Origin of the sequence: Jannaschia formosa (assembly GCF_003340555.1) — a bacterium.
Taxonomy (GTDB): Bacteria; Pseudomonadota; Alphaproteobacteria; order Rhodobacterales; family Rhodobacteraceae; genus Jannaschia; species Jannaschia formosa.
Genome location: NZ_QPLJ01000002.1, coordinates 254,066 through 271,208 on the forward strand (window position 1 = coordinate 254,066; position 17,143 = coordinate 271,208).

Below are 17,143 nucleotides of genomic sequence, written 5' to 3' on the forward strand. Positions count from 1 at the left end.
GGGGCTCAGAACGGGATCTCGTCGTCCATGTCCGAGCTGCCGCCATAGCCGCCGCTCTGGTTGCCGCCGCCATAGCCCCCGGAGGAGCCGCCACGGTCGTCATCGGGGCTGCCGCCGCCGTAGTTGGGGCCACCGCCGCCTTCGCCGCGCGCGTCCAGCATCGTCAGCTCCGACCGGTAGGGCCGCAGCACGACCTCGGTCGAATAGCGGTCCTGGCCCGACTGGTCCTGCCACTTCCGCGTCTCGAGCTGTCCCTCGATATAAACCTTCGAGCCCTTCTTGAGATACTGCTCAGCGACGCGGACCAGCGGCTCGCTGAAGATCGCGACGGTGTGCCACTCCGTCCTCTCGCGCCGCTCGCCGGAGTTCTTGTCGCGCCAGGATTCGGAGGTGGCGATGCGCAGGTTGCAGACCTTGCCGCCGTTCGAGAAGCTGCGGACCTCGGGGTCGCGGCCCAGATTCCCGATCAGGATCACCTTGTTCACACTTCCGGCCATGCGTCGCTCCCGTCTCCGTCGCCCGGACGTCTGGCCCGGCGAAGGTTGATATTCCGTTAGCCACTACAAGACCGCCCGCCGGGGCGAAAGGCCGGTCGCAGCGCAGGCTTGGAAAATCGCGAGGCCGGCGTTAATCTGCGGCTCGGTTTGAGACGGCCCGTCGGAACGGGCCGCGAAACGGATCGGGACAGGACGGGGGGACGGCATGCGGCATCGGAAAGGGGCGATGGCCCTTGGACTTCTCGCAATGTGTCTGGCCTCGGCGAACGGACCCGTCCTGGCGCAATCGGCGGGTCAGAGCCGGCTTTCGCAATTCGCGCAGCAGACGGCGCTGATGGACCGGCGCCTGTCCAAGCAATACGCCCATTCCGCGCGCCTCGCTCCCGAGACGCCGGGGATCCGCGAGCTGTCGGCGCGCGAGGCGATCCCACGCTACACCGGCTCGATCCGCTCGCAATACCTGCCCGAGGCCCGGGCGGCGGCGCAGCGGCACGGCGTGCCCGAGGACCTGTTCCTGCGGCTGATTCGGCGGGAATCGGGCTGGAACCCGAACGCCCGCTCGCACAAGGGCGCGCTGGGGCTGGCACAGCTGATGCCGGGAACGGCGCAGCTGCTCGGCGTCAACCCGCTCGACCCGCGCCAGAACCTCGAAGGCGGGGCACGCTATCTCGCGCAGCAGTATCGCAAGTTCGGGAGCTGGCGCCTGGCGCTCGCCGCCTACAACGCCGGACCCGGCGCGGTGGAGCGGCATGGCGGCGTGCCGCCCTACCGCGAGACGCGCGACTATGTCCGGGTGATCCTGGGACAGGGGTGAGGACGTCCTGCCGGGTGCCGGTCTTCCATCAGACAGGTCTCCCTCGGCGGAATGACAGCCGGAGTTGCGCATCGCCCAGCCGCACCCGAGTTACGACGCACCTCCGTGCACGACGACCTCAGCGCCCGAAGCCGGTCCCCTGAAGCACCCCGTGCTCCATGGCATAGCGGGTCAGCCCGGCGGTCGAGGAGATGCCGAACTTGCGCTTGAGGTTCTTGCGATGGGTCTCGACCGTCCGCACCGAGATGTCGAGCTCGTGCGCGACCTCCTTGTTGGACCGCCCGCGCGCCAGCAGCAGAAGGATCGTCTGCTCGCGCGAGGTCAGCGGCTCGCTCCCCTCGGGGCCCGGCTCCAGCGCTTCCTCCGCGCCGGGGCAGAGGTAGCGGCCCCCGCCCGCCACGATGTCGATGGCGCGGCGGATCTCGTCGCCGGGCTGGTCCTTCAGGCAATAGCCCGCCGCGCCGTGACGCATGGCCGTCGCGACGTATTCCCGCGTATCGTGCATCGACAGGATCAGCACGGCGATCCCGGGATGCCGGTCCCGCAGGATCTCGGTCGCGGCGAGCCCGTTCATGCGGGGCATGTTGAGGTCCAGAAGGACGACGTCCGGCGCCGCGATCGCGCAATGGTCGAGCGCGGACTGCCCGTCCTGATAGGCGCCGACGACCTCCAGGTCGTCATAGGTCTCGAGCAGGGCGCGCAAACCGTCGGCGACCATGGCGTGGTCGTCGACGACGAGGACGCGGATCGGGGCTTTGGCCTGCATGGCGCCGCGATACGCGAGCGGCGCAGGGCGGGCAAGGCTGCGCGAGGCGAGCCCGGGCTTGCCATGCGGGTGTCTGTGAAGGAAAATTCAGGAAGTCAGTTGCTTGCGAGGCGACCTTCATCCGATCTGCTCTCGCTCGCCTACTCCGCCGCCTGGACCGGGGCGTCGTCGCTGGCCGGGGCCAGCAGGTGCGTCAGCGGCACCGTCGCCTCGACCACGGTGCCGCGCCCGTCCGGGCCGTCGGAGAGGGTCAGCGTCCCGTCGAGCTGCTCGATCCGCTCCGCCATGTTGCGCAACCCCAGCCCCTGGCGCCTGCGGCCCAGCCCGCGCCCGTCGTCCTCGATCCGGAGCGTCGCGCCCCGCCGGTGGCTGAGGACGCGAACCGAGACGCGGCTGGCTTCGGCGTGCCGCTCGATATTGGTCAGCGCCTCCTGCGCGATACGGAAGAGCGCGGTCTTCGCCTCGATGTCGAGCCGGTTGCGGAAGACCACGGTGCGGAACGTGACATCGAGCCCGGTGCGGGCCTCGAAGGTCTCGCAAAGCGTCTTGAGTGCCGGGCCGAGGCCGAGATCGTCCAGCACGCCGGGCCGCAGATCGTGGCTGATGCGGCGGACCTCGCCGATGGCGCTGTGCAGCCCGTCGATGGCGGCGTCCACCGCGCCGCCGGCCTTCGGGTCGCCCTTGGCGGTCAGGCGGCGCGCCAGCTCCAGCCGGAAGCGGATGCCGGCGAGGACCTGGCTGATCCCGTCATGCAGCTCGCGGGCGACCCGGCCCCGCTCCTCCTCCTGGGTATCGAGCACGCGCTGTGTCAGCTCCTTCAGCTTGACGTCGGCGAGCCGCCGCTCCCGCACGGTGATGAGGAAGCCCGAGGCGAAGACCGTCAGCAGCGCCGCCAGGGCGATCCCACCGATCCAGAGGAACTGCTCCCGCACCTGGGCGCGCACCTCGGCGCGGGTCGAGGCGGCCTGCGCCAGCACGTCATCGAGGAAGACGCCGGTGCCGATGGCCCACTGCCAGTCCTGCAGCCCGATCACGTAGGTCAGGATGGTCGATTCCGTCCCCGTCGACGGCTTGCGCCAGACATAGCTGTGATACCCCGATCCCTGGCGCGCGATCTCGATCAGGCGGTCGGTGATCGGCGTGCCTTCGGCATCCGTGAGCCCCGACCAGTCGCGTTCGATCAGCCAGGTCTGGCGCGGCGCTACGAGGTTCGTGCCGTCATAGTCGAAGACGAAGAAGTAGCCGTCCGAACCGTATATCATCGCGGACAGGATCTGCGTGACCTGCCGCTTGGCGGCCTCGTCGTCCGGCGCCGCATTGCCGTAGATGGTGATGAAGGAGGTGCGGGCCAGTTGCAGGTAGTTGCGCAGCTCGCGCCGCTTGGCCTCGATCATCGCCGCCTCCAGCGCGGCGATCTCGCGCTGCGCGGCGCGTTCCGACTGCAGCGTCACCAGCACCGCGATGGCGCCGACGGCGACGATCAGCGGCAGGGCGGCAAGCAGCAGCAGGCGTTGGCCGTAGGGGAGGCGGGGCAGGGGCATGGCCCGGGATAGAAGTCGATCCCGGCCCGGGACGCCAGCCCCCGACCGCGTCAGCTCAGTTGAACAGGTACTCGGCCACGCCCGGATGCAGCGGCGCCGACAGGCCCTGGGTCTTCATCTCCGACAGGTCCAGGAACTGGAGCGCGGGATGCGACCGCCGCAGCCGTCTGATGTTGTCGAAGACCGCCTCGACGAGCATCCCGACCTCCTCGGCCGAGGTGCTCGCGTCGACCACGACGACGGCCCGCGGACCCCAGGTCACGACGTCGGCGGGGTTGCCGGGGTAGGTCCCGCCCGGCACACGCACCTCGGCGAAGGCGCGGTTCGCCTTCATCAGGTCGTACATGCCGGCCGAGCGCAGGTCGAGCAGGCGGGTCGCGCAGTTGATCGTCGCCTCCATGGCAAGGCCGTTGGGCAGGCCCGCCACGATGGTGACGGCGTCCAGCGTCCTGTCGCAGATCGCCTTCGACTGGTCGGCCGTCTCGAGTTCGGCGGCCTCGCCAAGCGCGGAGACTCCCATGCCCGCGCTGGCCAGCATCATGTCGGTCAGGACGCGGGTGCCCGAGCCCGGATTGCCGACATTGACGCGCTTGCCGCGCAGGTCCGCCACCGTCTTGATGTCCGAGTCGGCCGCCACGAGCACCTGAAGCGCCTCGGCATGGAGCGAGAACAGGACCCGAAGGTCGCGATAGGGCTCGGCGTCCGCAAAGGCGCCCTCGCCCGCATAGGCGGCGGCGACGACGTCGGATTGCGCGATCCCGAAGGTGAAGGTGCCGTCGCGGACGGCCTCGATATTGGCGACCGACCCGCCGGAGCTGACCGCCTCGCAGACCGGCGCGGGCTTTCCGGCGTTGAGCAGCCCGCAGATCTCGGTGCCGGTCGGGTAGTAGACCCCGGTCAGGCCGCCCGTCCCGATCCGGATCGTGCCGGTCTCGGCGGAGGCGAGGCCCGGCGCCAGCGTCAGCGCGGCCGCGAGGGCCAGTTTCAAGCTCAGCGATCTCATCTCGTGTCGTTCCTGTGCGGGGACGCGGCCCCTCGCGGGCGGCGCCGGGATGGATGGACGAGACGACGGCCGCCCGCATCAGGCCGCGCAGCCCGGTTGCACCCAGAGGGGCGCGCAGGCGGAGCGCGGGCACAGTCGATCCTCTCGACCCGAAGCCGTAGGGGGCGCGCGCGGCGGCATTTGGTCCGCGGCGGGGCCGTCTCGTGGCCGCAACGCCGCCACGCCAGCGCGCGCGCGGTGGCCCCGGATTCGGGGTGTGCTGCGTAGTATCCGGTATTTGACACGGCCCCGCGGATGCCTAGTGTCGCGCCAGGTCTCGAGACAGGGGCTGCCGGGCCGCCGGGAGGGTGGTTCAGGCATTTCATATAGGGAGGAAGAAATGGACCGTCGTTCATTCCTGAAGAATTCCGCCATCGGTGGCGCCGCCGCCGGCGCGACCGCGCTCGCCGCGCCCGCCTATGCGCAGGGCAACCGCACGCTGACGCTGGTCACGACCTGGGGCCGCGGTCTCGCCGGTGTGCACGATTCGGCCCAGTATTATGCCGACGCCGTCACCGCGATGAGCGACGGTCAGCTGACCATCGACCTGCGTGCCGGCGGCGAGCTGGTGGGGCCCTTCGAGGTGTTCGACGCGGTGTCCTCGGGACAGGCCGATCTCTACCACGGGGTGGACTACTACTTCCTGGCGAACGACCCGTCGCTGTCGTTCTTCTCGCAGATCCCGTTCGGCATGACCTACATGGAGTTCAACAACTGGTTCTACCATGAGGGCGGGCGCGAGCTGGCCGACGAACTCTATTCGATCTTCGGCCTGAAGGCCTTCCCGGCGGGCAACACCGGTCCGCAGGCCGGCGGCTGGTTCCGGCAGGAGATCAACGGCCCCGAGGACTTCCAGGGCCTGCGCTTCCGCATGCCCGGCCAGGGCGGCGAGGTCCTGGGCAAGCTCGGCGCGTCCGTGCAGAACCTGCCCGGCTCCGAAGTCTATCAGGCGCTGGCCTCCGGCGCGATCGACGGCACGGAGTGGATCGGACCCTGGGCGGACGAGAAGGCCGGCTTCCAGGAAATCACCAAGATCTACTACCCCGCCGGCTTCCACGAGCCTGGCCCGAACCTGAACGTCGTGTGGAACCTCGAGGTCTTCGACAGCCTGACGCCCGCGCAGCAGTCGATCGTGCAGCAGGCAGCCCGCGCCGACAACATCTGGACGATGTCGCTGTTCATGGCGAACAACGCGGCGGCGCTGTCGCGCCTGCAGCAGGGCGGTGTCCAGGTTCGCGAGTTCCCCGACTCCGTCTGGGACGCGTTCGGCGCCGCGGCCAAGGAAGTCATCGAAGCTCCGATCGCGGGCGACGAGTTCTACAAGCGCGTCCACGACAGCTACATGGCGTCGATGAACAGCTCCGCCCAGTGGGCCTCGCGCTCGGAAGGCGAGTTCGCCGCCCAGCGCAACCGCATCCTGGGGATGTGACCCCGGGGCGCATGATGCCCTGACCGCTCCGGCCCGCCCCTCTCGTCGGGGGGCGGGCCGATCTCGATGTGACAGACTGCCCGAGCCGCCCGGCGCACGATGCCGGCCTGACAGGAGATCGCCATGCTCGACTGGATCGGAGCCCTCCTGCTCGAGATCGTCCTCGCTCCGTACAACCTGGTGATGGCGCTGGTGAACCCGGGGTCGTGGCTGGCTTGGACGGGTGGGATCGAGACGATCGAGGCCAAGCAGTCGCTGATGCGATTCATCTACTACGGCGCCTCGGTCGAGTTCTTCTTCGTCCTGTTCGCGATCTTCCTCGTGATCACCGTCGCCGGATACTTCTTCCGCGACTTCCTCTGGGGCGTCGTGCGCGTCAACGAGGCCATCCTCAACTGGGTCGGCCGGGTCGCCGCCTGGGCCGGTCTGATCCTCGTCCTGCAGCAGATCATGATCGTGTTCCTGCAGCGCATCTTCCGCGTCTCGGAGATCTCGATCGGCCCCTTCGGCACGACCTTCACCCGCGACCTGAGCTGGTATTCGGAAGAGCTGAAGCTCTACAACGCCATCGTCGTGTGTCTCTGCGTCGGCTGGACCTTCATCCAGGGCGGGCATGTCCGCGTCGACCTCGTCTATTCCGCCGTCTCGCACCGCACCAAGCGGGCGATCGACATGGCGGGATCGCTGCTCTTCATGGTGCCGTCGGTGGTGCTGATCTGGCTGTTCTCCTGGTTCTTCTTCTGGCGCTCGATGATCACCCCCGCCACCTCGGCCTCGGAAGATCTCGACAGGTTGCTGATGAAGGCCCGGGCGGTGCGCTGGAACGTCGAGACCATCAGCTTCAGCCCGAACGGCTTCGACGCCTATTTCCTGTTCAAGGTCCTCATCCTCTGCTTCGCCGCGATCTCCTTCTTCCAGGCGCTGACCTTCTTCTGGCGGTCCTGGCTGGAATACCGCGAGGGTGAGCTGAGCGCCGACCGCTACCTCGACCGCGACGTCCTGGGGGACGAGGACGCGCAGCGGGTGGCGGAGATCCACTGACGCCCGCGCGGCGTCGACACGAACGACAACGGCCACCCTTCCGCCAAAAGGCCGGGGGCCGACACGAGGGGAACAACGGATGCCATTCGGACTGGACGGGGTCGAAGTCGGCCTGATCATCGTCTTCCTTTGCCTTTTCGGAGGCATCATGTCGGGCTTCCCGGTCGCCTTCGCCATCGCCGGCGCGGGGGTTATCAGCTTCGGGATCATCGCCGCGCTCGACAGCGCCGGGATCCTGCTCCACGCCGCCATCGACACCGGGTCTGCCGAGTATGCGCAGCTCGTGGCCGAGGGGGTCCGGCGCGACGCCATCTCGATCTTCCGCTACCCCGAGCTTCCGCGCGTGATCGAACCGCTCTTCCCCGGCGGCTGGGAAGTGGCGCTGGACCGCAACATCTCCTTCATCGTCAACCGCATGAACGAGCGGGTGATCGCCGGTGCCTCGATCGAGACGCTGCTCGCGGTGCTGATGTTCGTGATGATGGGCATCACGCTGGAGCGGTCTAAGATCGCGAACGACCTGCTGACCACGATGGCGCGGGTCTTCGGGCCGCTGCCGGGCGGGCTCGCCGTTTCCATCGTGATCGTGGGCGCCTTCCTCGCCGCCTCCACGGGAATCGTCGGCGCGACCGTCGTCACGATGGGTCTGCTGGCCCTGCCGACTATGCTGCGCAACAACTACTCGCCGGAGCTCGCCACCGGCGTGATCGCGGCCTCCGGCACGCTGGGCCAGATCATCCCGCCGTCCATCGTGATCGTGCTTCTGGGCACCCTCGCGGGCGACATCTACTCGACCGCGCAGGAGAACCGGGCCCAGCTCGTCGGCTGCACGGACGCCCTGACCTACCTCGGCACGCCCGCCGTCGTCTCGGTAGGCACGCTGTTCCAGGCGGCGCTGCTGCCCGGCATCCTGCTTGCCTTCCTCTATGGCGCCTACGCCTTCGGCTTCGCGCTGCTGAACCCTTCCAAGGCACCCGCCGTCCGGATGGAAGACGGGCAGGGCACGATCTCGACCCGCGAGGACATGCTGACCTGGGCCCTGGGCGTACCCGCCGCTCTGATCGTGGGCGCCGTCCTGCTGGGGCAGGTCGGCGTCGTCGGCAGCCAGGACGTCCGCGTCTCCAGCTTCACCGAAGCCGGGGCGACCGCCTCGTTGCGCACACAGGTGTCGCCGGATTGCCGGGACGCGATGATCGCGCTGCACGGGCAGGCGGCTTGGGACGCCGCCGTGGCCCAGCAGGCCGAGATAGACGCCTCGGGCGGCGTGCAGATGGCGCAGGAGCGCACCGCCGAGGAGCGTGAGACCGCGCGCCTCGCCGCCATCGCCAACGCGGCGCCCATCGGCACGGGCGTCGCGGTCCTGTTCATCGGCCTGGCGCTGGTCCTGTCGACGGCCCGCGCGGTCAATCCGTTGGCCGACGCCCGGCCGCTGCTGGTCGGCGCCGGGGGCGTCGCGCTGGCCTTCCTGATCGACTGGCTTCTGATCGGGCCGACGACCTCCTCCGGGGCGACCTTCGTTCTGCTGGCGATCCCGATGGCGCTGGTGCTCTATGGCGTCGGTCCCGCCTTCTCGCGGCTGGCCCGGAACGAGCTTCTGCGCGTGGTCTTCCCGCCGCTGGTGCTGATCGTCGCGGTGCTGGGCTCGATCCTGGGCGGCATCACCAACCCGACCCCGGCCGCCGCACTTGGCGCGGGCGGTGCGATCATGCTGGCCGCCTACCGCAAGCTGGAGGAGGAGGGGAACGGCAAGGGGTCCGTGATCCTGCTCGCCTCGCTGGCGCTGGTCGTGATGCTGCTCTTCGGGGTCAACTTCGACCTGCGGATGGGGCTGGAGACGACGACGACCGGCGACATCATCGCCGGGGTGATCGCGCAGATCGCCTATCACGCCGCCTTCCTCGGCCTGCTCTACGCCTGCTGGGTGCTGTTCCGCACCGGCGTGCTGGGTCCGGTCGTGCGCGAGACGGCGAAGGTCACGAGCATGGTCTTCACCATCCTCATCGGCTCGCAGCTCCTGAACCTCGTGCTGATCTCCTTCGGCGGAGAGCACTACATCCAGGACTTCCTGCGCAGCTTCGACAACGAGCTGACGGTCTTCCTGATCGTCATGCTGGTTCTGTTCATCCTGGGCTTCGTCCTCGACTTCCTTGAGATCATCTACATCGTCGTGCCGATCGTCGGCCCGGTCATCTATGGCGGCGCCTTCGATCCGAGCTGGGTGACGATCATGATCGCGGTCAACCTGCAGACCTCGTTCCTGACGCCGCCCTTCGGCTTTGCGCTGTTCTACCTGCGCGGGGTCGCGCCGAAGGAGGTGACCACCGGTCACATCTATCGTGGCGTGCTGCCCTTCGTGCTGATCCAGCTCGCGGGGCTGGCGATCCTGTGGTTCTTCCCCGCCATCGTGACCATCGTGCCGAACCTGTTGCCCTGATCGGCCGGGAACGGAGGGCGGGGTCGGCGCGTTTTCCGGCGACCACAGAGGGAGACCGATCATGTCGCTCAAGCGCACCGCCACGCGGATGGCCATCGCCTTCGCCGCCGCCAAGGGTTACCAGGCTTTCCGCAGTCGCGGCGGCATGTCCGGCATCCGCGACCAGCTTGCCCGCAGCTCCGGCGCCGGCAGCGCCGGCGGGTCTGGCGGTGGGCTGGGCGCGGTTCTGGGCGCGCTGGGCGGCGGGCAGGCCACGAAGGGCGGGCTCGGTGGCCTGCTCGGCGGGCTGGCTGCGATGGCCGGCGGCTCTGGCGCGCTGGCAAGCACCGCCGGGCCGGAGCACGCGATGCGGATGGCCGAGGCCGGACCGCAGGACGAGGACACCGCCCGCGCGATGATCCGCGCCATCGGGCAGGCCGTCCGCGCCGACGGCGAGATCGACGCGGCGGAGCGTGACACCCTGCACCAGATCATGGGCGACATGGAGACGGAGGAGGACCGCGCCGCGCTCGACTCCGCCCTGCAGGAGCCGGTCGATCCCGACGCGCTGGCGCGGGACGTCCCCGTCGGCCACGAGTCGGAAGTCTATGCCGCCGCCCTGACGGCCATCGACCCCGACCGTCCGGCCGAGCGGGCCTTCCTTGCCAGCTTCGCGCGCGGGCTGCGCCTGCGCGACGCCGAGGTGGCCCAACTGCACGAGGCGGCGGGCAAGCCGCGCTGACCCCCTGAAGCCTTGACGCGATCCGAGGCTTGCAACCCCTGCGGGAGGAACGGCATAGTCCGCCTGTCTGACCGGGGGTGTCGATGGACGGGATCAAGGGCGAGGATATCTACTTTCGGGTCGGCGAGGCCATCCTCGCCAACGTCCCGCTCTCGATGGTCCTGACCGACCCCAACCAGGTCGATAACCCCATCGTCTACGTCAACGGCGCCTTCGAGCGGCTGACCGGCTATTCGGCTTCGGCGGTGGTGGGCCGCAACTGCCGCTTCCTGCAGGGCGACGACGTCGACCAGGAGGAGATCCGCGTGCTCTCGGACGCCATCGCCGCCCGCGAACCGGTGACGGTCACGCTGCGCAACACGCGGGCCGACGGCAAGCCCTTCAGGAACCGGCTGATGATTTCTCCGGTCTTCGACGCGAACGGGGACCTGCACGCCTTCGTCGGCCTCCAGTCGGAGGTGCTGAGCACGCCCCCGCGCGACGGCCATTCGGTAACGGCCATCGACGATCGCATCGCAGAGATGCAGCACCGAATGAAGAACCACCTTCAGATGGTCGCCTCGCTGGTGCGGATGCAGTCCCACGCCGACGAGGGAAGCCACGGCTACGACCTGCTGTCGCGCCGGATCAACGCGCTGTCGCTGCTCTATGACGAGTTCTCGCGCCCGCCGCAGGCCCAGGCGCCGCGCTACGACGTCGTCTCTGCGGGCGGCTATGTCAGCCGCGTCGCCTCGACCGTCGGCGCGCTGGACGGGCGGCGCGACATCCGGATCTCGATCGACGTCGATCCGGTCTACATGCGCAGTGAACCGGCCGCGCAGCTCGGGCTCATCACCTCCGAGATATTGTCCAACACGCTTCAGCACGCCTTCGTCGGGCGCGAGGAAGGGATGATCAGCGTCAGCCTTAAGCAGGGCGGCGGCGACCGCGTGAGGCTTTCGGTCAGCGACGACGGCATCGGGATGAGCGAGGACTGGCCGAAGACCGGCAATCTCGGCGCCCGGATCGTCTCGGGCCTCGTCCGCCAGCTCGGCGCCGAGCTGAAGGTGGCGAGCGGGTCCGGCGGCTCGGTCGTGCTGCTCGATTTCGACAGCGTCCTCGACACGTCGCTGGAAGGCGACGGCACCCGCGTCGTCAGCGATGCGGAGGGCGCGCGGAGCGGCGAGACGCCAAGACTGCCCGGAGAATGAGCGGCGCGGCCTTTCCCTCCGCCCGGCCGCAGCATAGGTAGCGGTCGAGACCCAGGAAGGAGACCTCGCCATGGCCGAGATCAAGGATCCCGAGAATACCGTCATCATCGAGCTCAAGGACGGCCCCGTGACCATCGAGCTTCTGCCCGACATCGCGCCGGGCCATTGCGAGCGGATGAAGGAGCTGGCCCGCGAGGGTGCCTATGACGGCGTGGTCTTCCACCGCGTCATCGACGGCTTCATGGCCCAGACCGGCGATGTCGAGCACGGCAAGGAAGGCGGCTCGATGGGCCGCGCCGGCACCGGCGGCAGTGACAAGCCGAACCTCAAGGCCGAGTTCTCGGGCATCCCGCATGACCGCGGCACGCTGGGCGCCGCCCGGTCGCAGAACCCGGATTCGGCCAACAGCCAGTTCTTCATCAACTTCGCCGACAACCACTTCCTCAACCGGCAGTACACGGTCTATGGCCGCGTCATCGAGGGGATGGAGCATGTCGACAAGATCACCCGCGGCGAGCCGCCCGCAAACCCCGACAAGATGATCTCCGTCAAGGTTGCCGCCGATGCATAAGCTCACCTTCATCGCGGCCATGCTGGCCGCCGGCGCCGTGCAGGCCGCGGGGCTCGAGATCGACGTGACCGGCGAGGCCGAGGGCACGATCACCATCGACCTCTACGAGGACGTGGCCCCCGCCCATGTCGCCCAGATCACCCAGCTGGCCGAGCAGGGCGCCTATGACGGCGTCGTCTTCCATCGCGTGATCGACGGCTTCATGGCGCAGACCGGGGACGTGCAGCATGGCCGCATCGGCGGCAACATGGCGCTGGCCGGGACCGGGGGAAGCGATCTCGACGATCTCGACGCCGAGTTCTCGGACCGTTCCTTCGAGCGCGGCGTCGTCGGAATGGCCCGCGCGGCGAACCCGAACTCGGCCAACAGCCAGTTCTTCATCATGTTCGCGCCCGCGCCTCACCTCGACGGCCAGTACACCGTCATCGGCGAGGTGACGGAGGGCATGGACGTGGTCGACCGGATCAAGCGCGGCGAAGGCCGCGGCGGCGCCGTCACCGGCGCGCCCGACGTGATGGAGGACGTCCGCGTCATCGAGTGACGCGGATCGGGTCCGACCACGGCAAAAGGCCCGCTCGCGCGGGCCTTTTTCACGTTCCGGGCGATGGCGTCACTCGGTCGGTACCACGATGAGTTCGCCGTCGCGTCCGCCGCCGCGCACGGTCGGCGGGCCTTCCGAGTCGGGGGCCACGGTGATCGGGGCTTGGCTCTCCAGCTCGTCGATCTCGACGCCCTCGGGGACGACGTCGGCGACATCCGGGCTGGGAACGATGTCGGCTTCGCCTTCGCCGGGCGACTCCGCCAGGAAGGTGAAGAGGGCGAAGATCAGAATCCCGGCCAGGGTGACACCGGCGGCCATGCCGATCAGCGGGCCGGCATGGCGGCGTTTCTGCTTGTCGAGGTTCGTGTCGGGGGCGCTCATGGCGGACCTCCTGCGGTGAATGCGGTTACTGAAGAAACCCGCATCCCCCGCGGAGAGTTCCGATCAGTCTTCCCGCTTCACGAGCGCGTGACGCTTGCGTCCGGCCGACAGCTTGACCGGCTCGGCGAAGGCCGGACCGGCGAGCACGAGGCCGGGGTCCGACAGGGCCTCGTCGTTCACCCGCGCGCCGCCCTCGGCGATGAGGCGCTTGGCTTCCTTGCCGGACTTGGCGAGCCCGCTGCGCACGAAGAGCTGGACGACCGACACCCCGGCCGCGGCCTCCTCGGAGGTGACGGTCGCCGTCGGCAGGTCCTCGCCCGCACCGCCCCTCTCAAACACCTCGCGGGCGGTGGTCTCGGCCGCCGCCGCCGCTTCGGCTCCGTGCAGAAGCGTCGTGACCTCGTTGGCGAGCCGCACCTTGGCCTCGTTTACCTCCGCCCCTTCGAGAGCGCCCAGCCGGTCGCATTCGTCCACGGGCAGCTCGGTATAGAGCTTCAGGAAGCGGCCCACATCGGCGTCGGCCGTGTTGCGCCAGAACTGCCAGAACTCGTAGGGCGAAAGCAGGTCGGCGCTGAGCCAGATCGCGCCGGACTGGGACTTGCCCATCTTCTTGCCGTCCGACGTCGTCAGCAGCGGCGAGGTCAGGCCGAAGACCTGATCGTCGAGGATGCGGCGCGTCAGGTCGATCCCGTTGACGATGTTGCCCCACTGGTCCGACCCGCCCATCTGCAGCAGGCAGCCGTGGCGGCGGTGCAGCTCCAGGAAGTCGTAGGCCTGGAGGATCATGTAGTTGAACTCGAGGAAGCTGAGCGACTGCTCGCGGTCGAGGCGCGACTTGACCGACTCGAAGCTGAGCATCCGGTTGACGCTGAAATGGCGGCCCACATCGCGCAGGAAGGACAGGTAGTTCAGCCCGTCCAGCCAGTCGTCGTTGTTGACCATGAGCGCGTCGGTCTGGCCATCGCCGAAGGTCACGTAGGGCGCGAAGACCGCCTTGATGCCCGCGATGTTGGACTCGATCTGCTCGGGCGTGAGCAGCGGCCGCTCCTCGGCGCGGAAGGACGGGTCGCCGACCTTGGTCGTGCCACCCCCCATCAGCACGATGGGCTTGCCGCCGGTCTTCTGCAGCCAGCGCAGCATCATGATCTGGATCAGCGAGCCGACATGCAGCGAAGACGCCGTGGCGTCGAAGCCGATATAGCCCGGGACGATCCCCGCGATCAGAGCTTCGTCGAGCCCCTGATAATCGGTGCAGTCGGCCAGGAAGCCACGCTCGATCATCACGCGCAGGAAGTCGGATTTGGGGTGGTAGGTCATCTCGGGTTAGGTTCCTGTTGTCGGTGCGGCTTCAATAGGCGGAGCCATCGCGAAGGGGAAGGGACATGCGGCCGATCCGGGCCTTGGGCACGATGTCGGGCACCTCGCTGGACGGGGTCGATGCGGCGGAGATCTGGACCGACGGCGAGTCCATCGCCCGCTTCGGCGAAGCGCGCTACCGCGTCTATACGGAGGCGGAGCGGAGGACCATCCGCGCGGCACTCGGCCTCTGGCACGGCGAGCCCGGCGTGGCCGAGGCCGCCGGCGTGGTCGAGGCCGCGCATCGCGAGCTTCTGGCGCAGTTCGCCCCGCCCGACGTGATCGGCTTTCACGGCCAGACCCTTGCCCACGATCCCGGCAGGCGCCGCACGCATCAGGCAGGCGACGGCGATGCTCTGGCCCGGGCGACGGGCCGGCCGGTGGTCTGGGACTTCCGCAGCTCCGACGTGACGCTGGGGGGCGAGGGCGCGCCGCTCGCCCCGGCCTATCACCATGCCTGCGCCCGCCATGTCGGCGCGACCGCCCCGGTGGCCTTCCTCAACCTCGGCGGCGTCGGGAACCTGACCTGGCTCGACCCCGCCCGCCCGATGGAGGAGGAGGGCGCGCTGCTCGCCTTCGACACCGGTCCCGCCAACGCGCCCATCGACGACCTGGTTCAGGCCCGGCTGGGCCTGCCCTTCGACGAGGGCGGGTCGCTGGCCGCCGAAGGCCGGGTCCATATCGACCTCGTCCGCGCCGTGCTGGAGCATCCCTATTTCGAGCGCCAACCGCCCAAGTCGCTCGACCGGGGCGACTTCGCCGAGACCGGTGCAGAGATCGACGCGCTGCCCACCGCCGATGCCGTCGCGACCTGGGTCGCGGTCGTCGCGGGCGCCGTCGCGCTGGGGCTGGAGCGCTGTCCGACCCGGCCCGAGCGGCTGCTGGTCACCGGGGGCGGGCGCCGCAACCCGGCGATCATGGACGCGCTGGCGCGTGCGACGCTCTGCGAGACGGTGCCGGTCGAGGCGGTGCGGCTCGACGGCGACATGCTGGAGGCGCAGGCCTTCGGTTTTCTTGCCGTGCGGGCCGCGCGGGGGCTGCCGACCTCGTTCCCCGGCACGACCGGGGTGCGGGCCAATGTCGGTGGCGCGAAGGTCAGCGGCGATCTGGACCTTTCCGCCCTTGACGCTAGACACCACTTGGGCCGCCGGATAGAGGGAGGCCGTTAGCGCTACCATATGACGGCGCCCCGCAGTTCGGGTCCGAGAGCGACCCCGGAAAAGATCAGCCCGGAAGGACGTGACATGGTCTCCAGAACGATCCCCGTCGACGATTTCGACCTGGTGCTCTTCGGTGCGACCGGCGATCTCGCGTCGCGGAAGATCCTGCCCTCGCTCTACCGCCGCTTCCTTGCCGGGCAGGTGCCGCCGACGGCGCGCATCATCGGCGCGGCCCGGTCCGAGATGGACGACGAGGGCTTCCGCGGTCTGGTGCGCGAGGCGCTCGACAGCTTCGTGAGTGCCGGCAAGCGGCAGGAGCAGGCGATCGCCGACTTCCTCGCGCAGTGCAGCTACATCCCCGTCGACGCGAAGGGCGATGGCGGCTGGGACCGGCTGAAGGAGTCGGTGCGCGACGAGGCGGTGAAGGCGTTCTACTTCTCGGTGGCGCCGTCGCTGTTCGGCCCGCTCGCGCAGCGGCTTCGCTCGCACGGGATCGCCTGCGAGAACTCGCGCCTCGTCGTCGAGAAGCCCTTCGGCGTCGACCTTGAGAGCGCGAGGAAGCTCAACGCCGACCTCGCCGCCAGCTTCGACGAGCATCAGATCTACCGGATCGACCATTTCCTCGGCAAGGAGACGGTGCAGAACCTGATGGCGGTCCGCTTCGCCAATGTCCTGTTCGAGCCGCTCTGGAACGAGCGCTATGTCGACCACGTCCAGATCACCGTGGCCGAGACCGTGGGCGTCGGCGGACGCGGCGCCTATTACGACACCGCCGGCGCGATGCGGGACATGGTGCAGAACCACCTCATGCAGCTTCTCTGCCTGACCGCGATGGAACCGCCGACGCATTTCGACGCCGACATGCTGCGCGACGAGAAGCTGAAGGTGATCCGCGCGCTCGACCCGCTGACCCCCGCCGAGATCGTGCGCGGTCAGTACAAGGAGGGGCCGGACGGGCCGTCCTATCTGGACGATGCCGAGAACCCGCAGAGCCGCACCGAAAGCTATGTCGCGCTGAAGGTCTCGATCTCCAACTGGCGCTGGAAGGGCACGCCCTTCTACCTGCGCACCGGCAAGCGCATGACCCGGCGCCTGTCCGAGATCGTCATCCAGTTCAAGGAGACGCCGCACTCGATCTTCGACCGCGACGAAGGGTCCTCGGCCAATGCGCTGACGATCCGGCTTCAGCCCGACGAGGGGATCGACCTGTCGGTGACGATCAAGGAACCGGGACCGGGCGGCATGCGTCTGGTCAACGTGCCCCTGGACATGACCTTCGCGGACGCGCTGGGCCCCGATGGCGAGGAGATTCCCGATGCCTACGAACGGCTGATCATGGACGTGATCCGCGGCAACCAGACCCTGTTCATGCGCGGAGACGAGGTCGAGGCTGCCTGGGCCTGGACCGACCCGATCATCGAGGGCTGGATCGACCGCGGCGCGCAGCCGTACAAGTACGCGCAAGGCTCTTCCGGTCCGGAAGAGGCGATGATGCTGATGCATCGCGACGGCCGACGCTGGCGCGAACTCGACGTCTGAAAGGGGAAAGCGGGGGGCTCCCGCCCCCCGCACCCCCCGGCCCAAGGGGGCCTCGGGCCCCCTTGGAAATCCCCCCGGAGTATTTCCGGCCACAGGAAGGGGGCGCCACCAGTGTCCCCG

At 68.9% G+C, this 17,143-nt stretch carries 16 protein-coding genes; 10 read left to right on the forward strand and 6 right to left on the reverse strand.

Features of this window, described 5'->3' with window-relative positions; translation table 11 throughout:
• Positions 1 to 5: 5 nt before the first annotated feature.
• Positions 6 to 497, reverse strand: a complete 492-nt coding sequence (ssb, locus tag DR046_RS04180) for a single-stranded DNA-binding protein (RefSeq protein WP_115380269.1) — start codon at positions 495 to 497, stop codon at positions 6 to 8.
• A 226-nt stretch (positions 498 to 723) separates the two neighbouring features.
• Here ssb and DR046_RS04185 point away from each other — a divergent pair, with 226 nt between their 5' ends.
• A complete protein-coding gene (locus DR046_RS04185) occupies positions 724 to 1,311 on the forward strand; it encodes a lytic transglycosylase domain-containing protein (protein WP_115380271.1) in 588 nt (195 codons plus the stop codon).
• A 118-nt stretch (positions 1,312 to 1,429) separates the two neighbouring features.
• Here the strand turns inward: DR046_RS04185 and DR046_RS04190 are convergent, their stop codons facing one another.
• The 3 genes from DR046_RS04190 to DR046_RS04200 form a co-directional block, all read right to left on the reverse strand.
• Positions 1,430 to 2,077: a response regulator gene (locus tag DR046_RS04190; protein ID WP_115380273.1), complete on the reverse strand. Its 648-nt coding sequence runs from the start codon at positions 2,075 to 2,077 to the stop codon at positions 1,430 to 1,432.
• 140 nt (positions 2,078 to 2,217) lie between these two features.
• Entirely contained in the window at positions 2,218 to 3,618 is a 1,401-nt protein-coding gene (locus tag DR046_RS04195) for a cache domain-containing protein (protein WP_115380275.1), read from the reverse strand.
• Between the two features lie 55 nt (positions 3,619 to 3,673).
• Positions 3,674 to 4,621 carry a TAXI family TRAP transporter solute-binding subunit gene (locus tag DR046_RS04200; RefSeq protein WP_115380277.1) on the reverse strand — a complete coding sequence of 316 codons (948 nt, stop codon included), beginning with the start codon at positions 4,619 to 4,621 and terminating at the stop codon, positions 3,674 to 3,676.
• A gap of 379 nt (positions 4,622 to 5,000) precedes the next feature.
• On the opposite strand from DR046_RS04200, the gene DR046_RS04205 reads away from it, so the two are divergent.
• From DR046_RS04205 to DR046_RS04235, 7 genes are all read left to right on the forward strand, one after another.
• Positions 5,001 to 6,089 carry a TRAP transporter substrate-binding protein gene (locus DR046_RS04205; RefSeq protein ID WP_115380279.1) on the forward strand — a complete coding sequence of 363 codons (1,089 nt, stop codon included), beginning with the start codon at positions 5,001 to 5,003 and terminating at the stop codon, positions 6,087 to 6,089.
• Between the two features lie 123 nt (positions 6,090 to 6,212).
• A complete protein-coding gene (locus tag DR046_RS04210; protein WP_115380281.1) occupies positions 6,213 to 7,130 on the forward strand; it encodes a TRAP transporter small permease subunit in 918 nt (305 codons plus the stop codon).
• 79 nt (positions 7,131 to 7,209) lie between these two features.
• Complete coding sequence (locus tag DR046_RS04215; protein WP_115380283.1) at positions 7,210 to 9,564, forward strand: TRAP transporter large permease; 2,355 nt, start codon at positions 7,210 to 7,212, stop codon at positions 9,562 to 9,564.
• 61 nt (positions 9,565 to 9,625) lie between these two features.
• The gene (locus DR046_RS04220) at positions 9,626 to 10,285 is read left to right on the forward strand and encodes a DUF533 domain-containing protein (protein ID WP_115380285.1); all 660 of its coding nucleotides are present in this window, start codon (positions 9,626 to 9,628) and stop codon (positions 10,283 to 10,285) included.
• A gap of 83 nt (positions 10,286 to 10,368) precedes the next feature.
• The gene (locus DR046_RS04225; protein WP_115380287.1) at positions 10,369 to 11,475 is read left to right on the forward strand and encodes a PAS domain-containing protein; all 1,107 of its coding nucleotides are present in this window, start codon (positions 10,369 to 10,371) and stop codon (positions 11,473 to 11,475) included.
• 70 nt (positions 11,476 to 11,545) lie between these two features.
• Positions 11,546 to 12,046, forward strand: a complete 501-nt coding sequence (locus tag DR046_RS04230) for a peptidylprolyl isomerase (RefSeq protein WP_115380289.1) — start codon at positions 11,546 to 11,548, stop codon at positions 12,044 to 12,046.
• Positions 12,039 to 12,587, forward strand: coding sequence for a peptidylprolyl isomerase (locus DR046_RS04235; protein ID WP_115380291.1), 549 nt, complete (start codon positions 12,039 to 12,041; stop codon positions 12,585 to 12,587). The genes DR046_RS04230 and DR046_RS04235 overlap by 8 nt, the downstream gene beginning before the upstream one ends.
• A 69-nt stretch (positions 12,588 to 12,656) precedes the next feature.
• On the opposite strand, the gene DR046_RS04240 is transcribed toward DR046_RS04235, so the two are convergent.
• Together DR046_RS04240 and tyrS are read right to left on the reverse strand one after the other, a co-directional pair.
• The gene (locus DR046_RS04240; RefSeq protein WP_115380292.1) at positions 12,657 to 12,968 is read right to left on the reverse strand and encodes a hypothetical protein; all 312 of its coding nucleotides are present in this window, start codon (positions 12,966 to 12,968) and stop codon (positions 12,657 to 12,659) included.
• A gap of 63 nt (positions 12,969 to 13,031) precedes the next feature.
• Positions 13,032 to 14,285, reverse strand: a complete 1,254-nt coding sequence (gene tyrS / locus DR046_RS04245) for a tyrosine--tRNA ligase (protein ID WP_115380294.1) — start codon at positions 14,283 to 14,285, stop codon at positions 13,032 to 13,034.
• A gap of 65 nt (positions 14,286 to 14,350) precedes the next feature.
• Between tyrS and DR046_RS04250 the strand changes: the two genes are divergently transcribed.
• Entirely contained in the window at positions 14,351 to 15,493 is a 1,143-nt protein-coding gene (locus DR046_RS04250; protein ID WP_115380296.1) for an anhydro-N-acetylmuramic acid kinase, read from the forward strand.
• A 75-nt stretch (positions 15,494 to 15,568) separates the two neighbouring features.
• Entirely contained in the window at positions 15,569 to 17,023 is a 1,455-nt protein-coding gene (zwf, locus tag DR046_RS04255; protein WP_115380298.1) for a glucose-6-phosphate dehydrogenase, read from the forward strand.
• Positions 17,024 to 17,143: the final 120 nt, after the last annotated feature.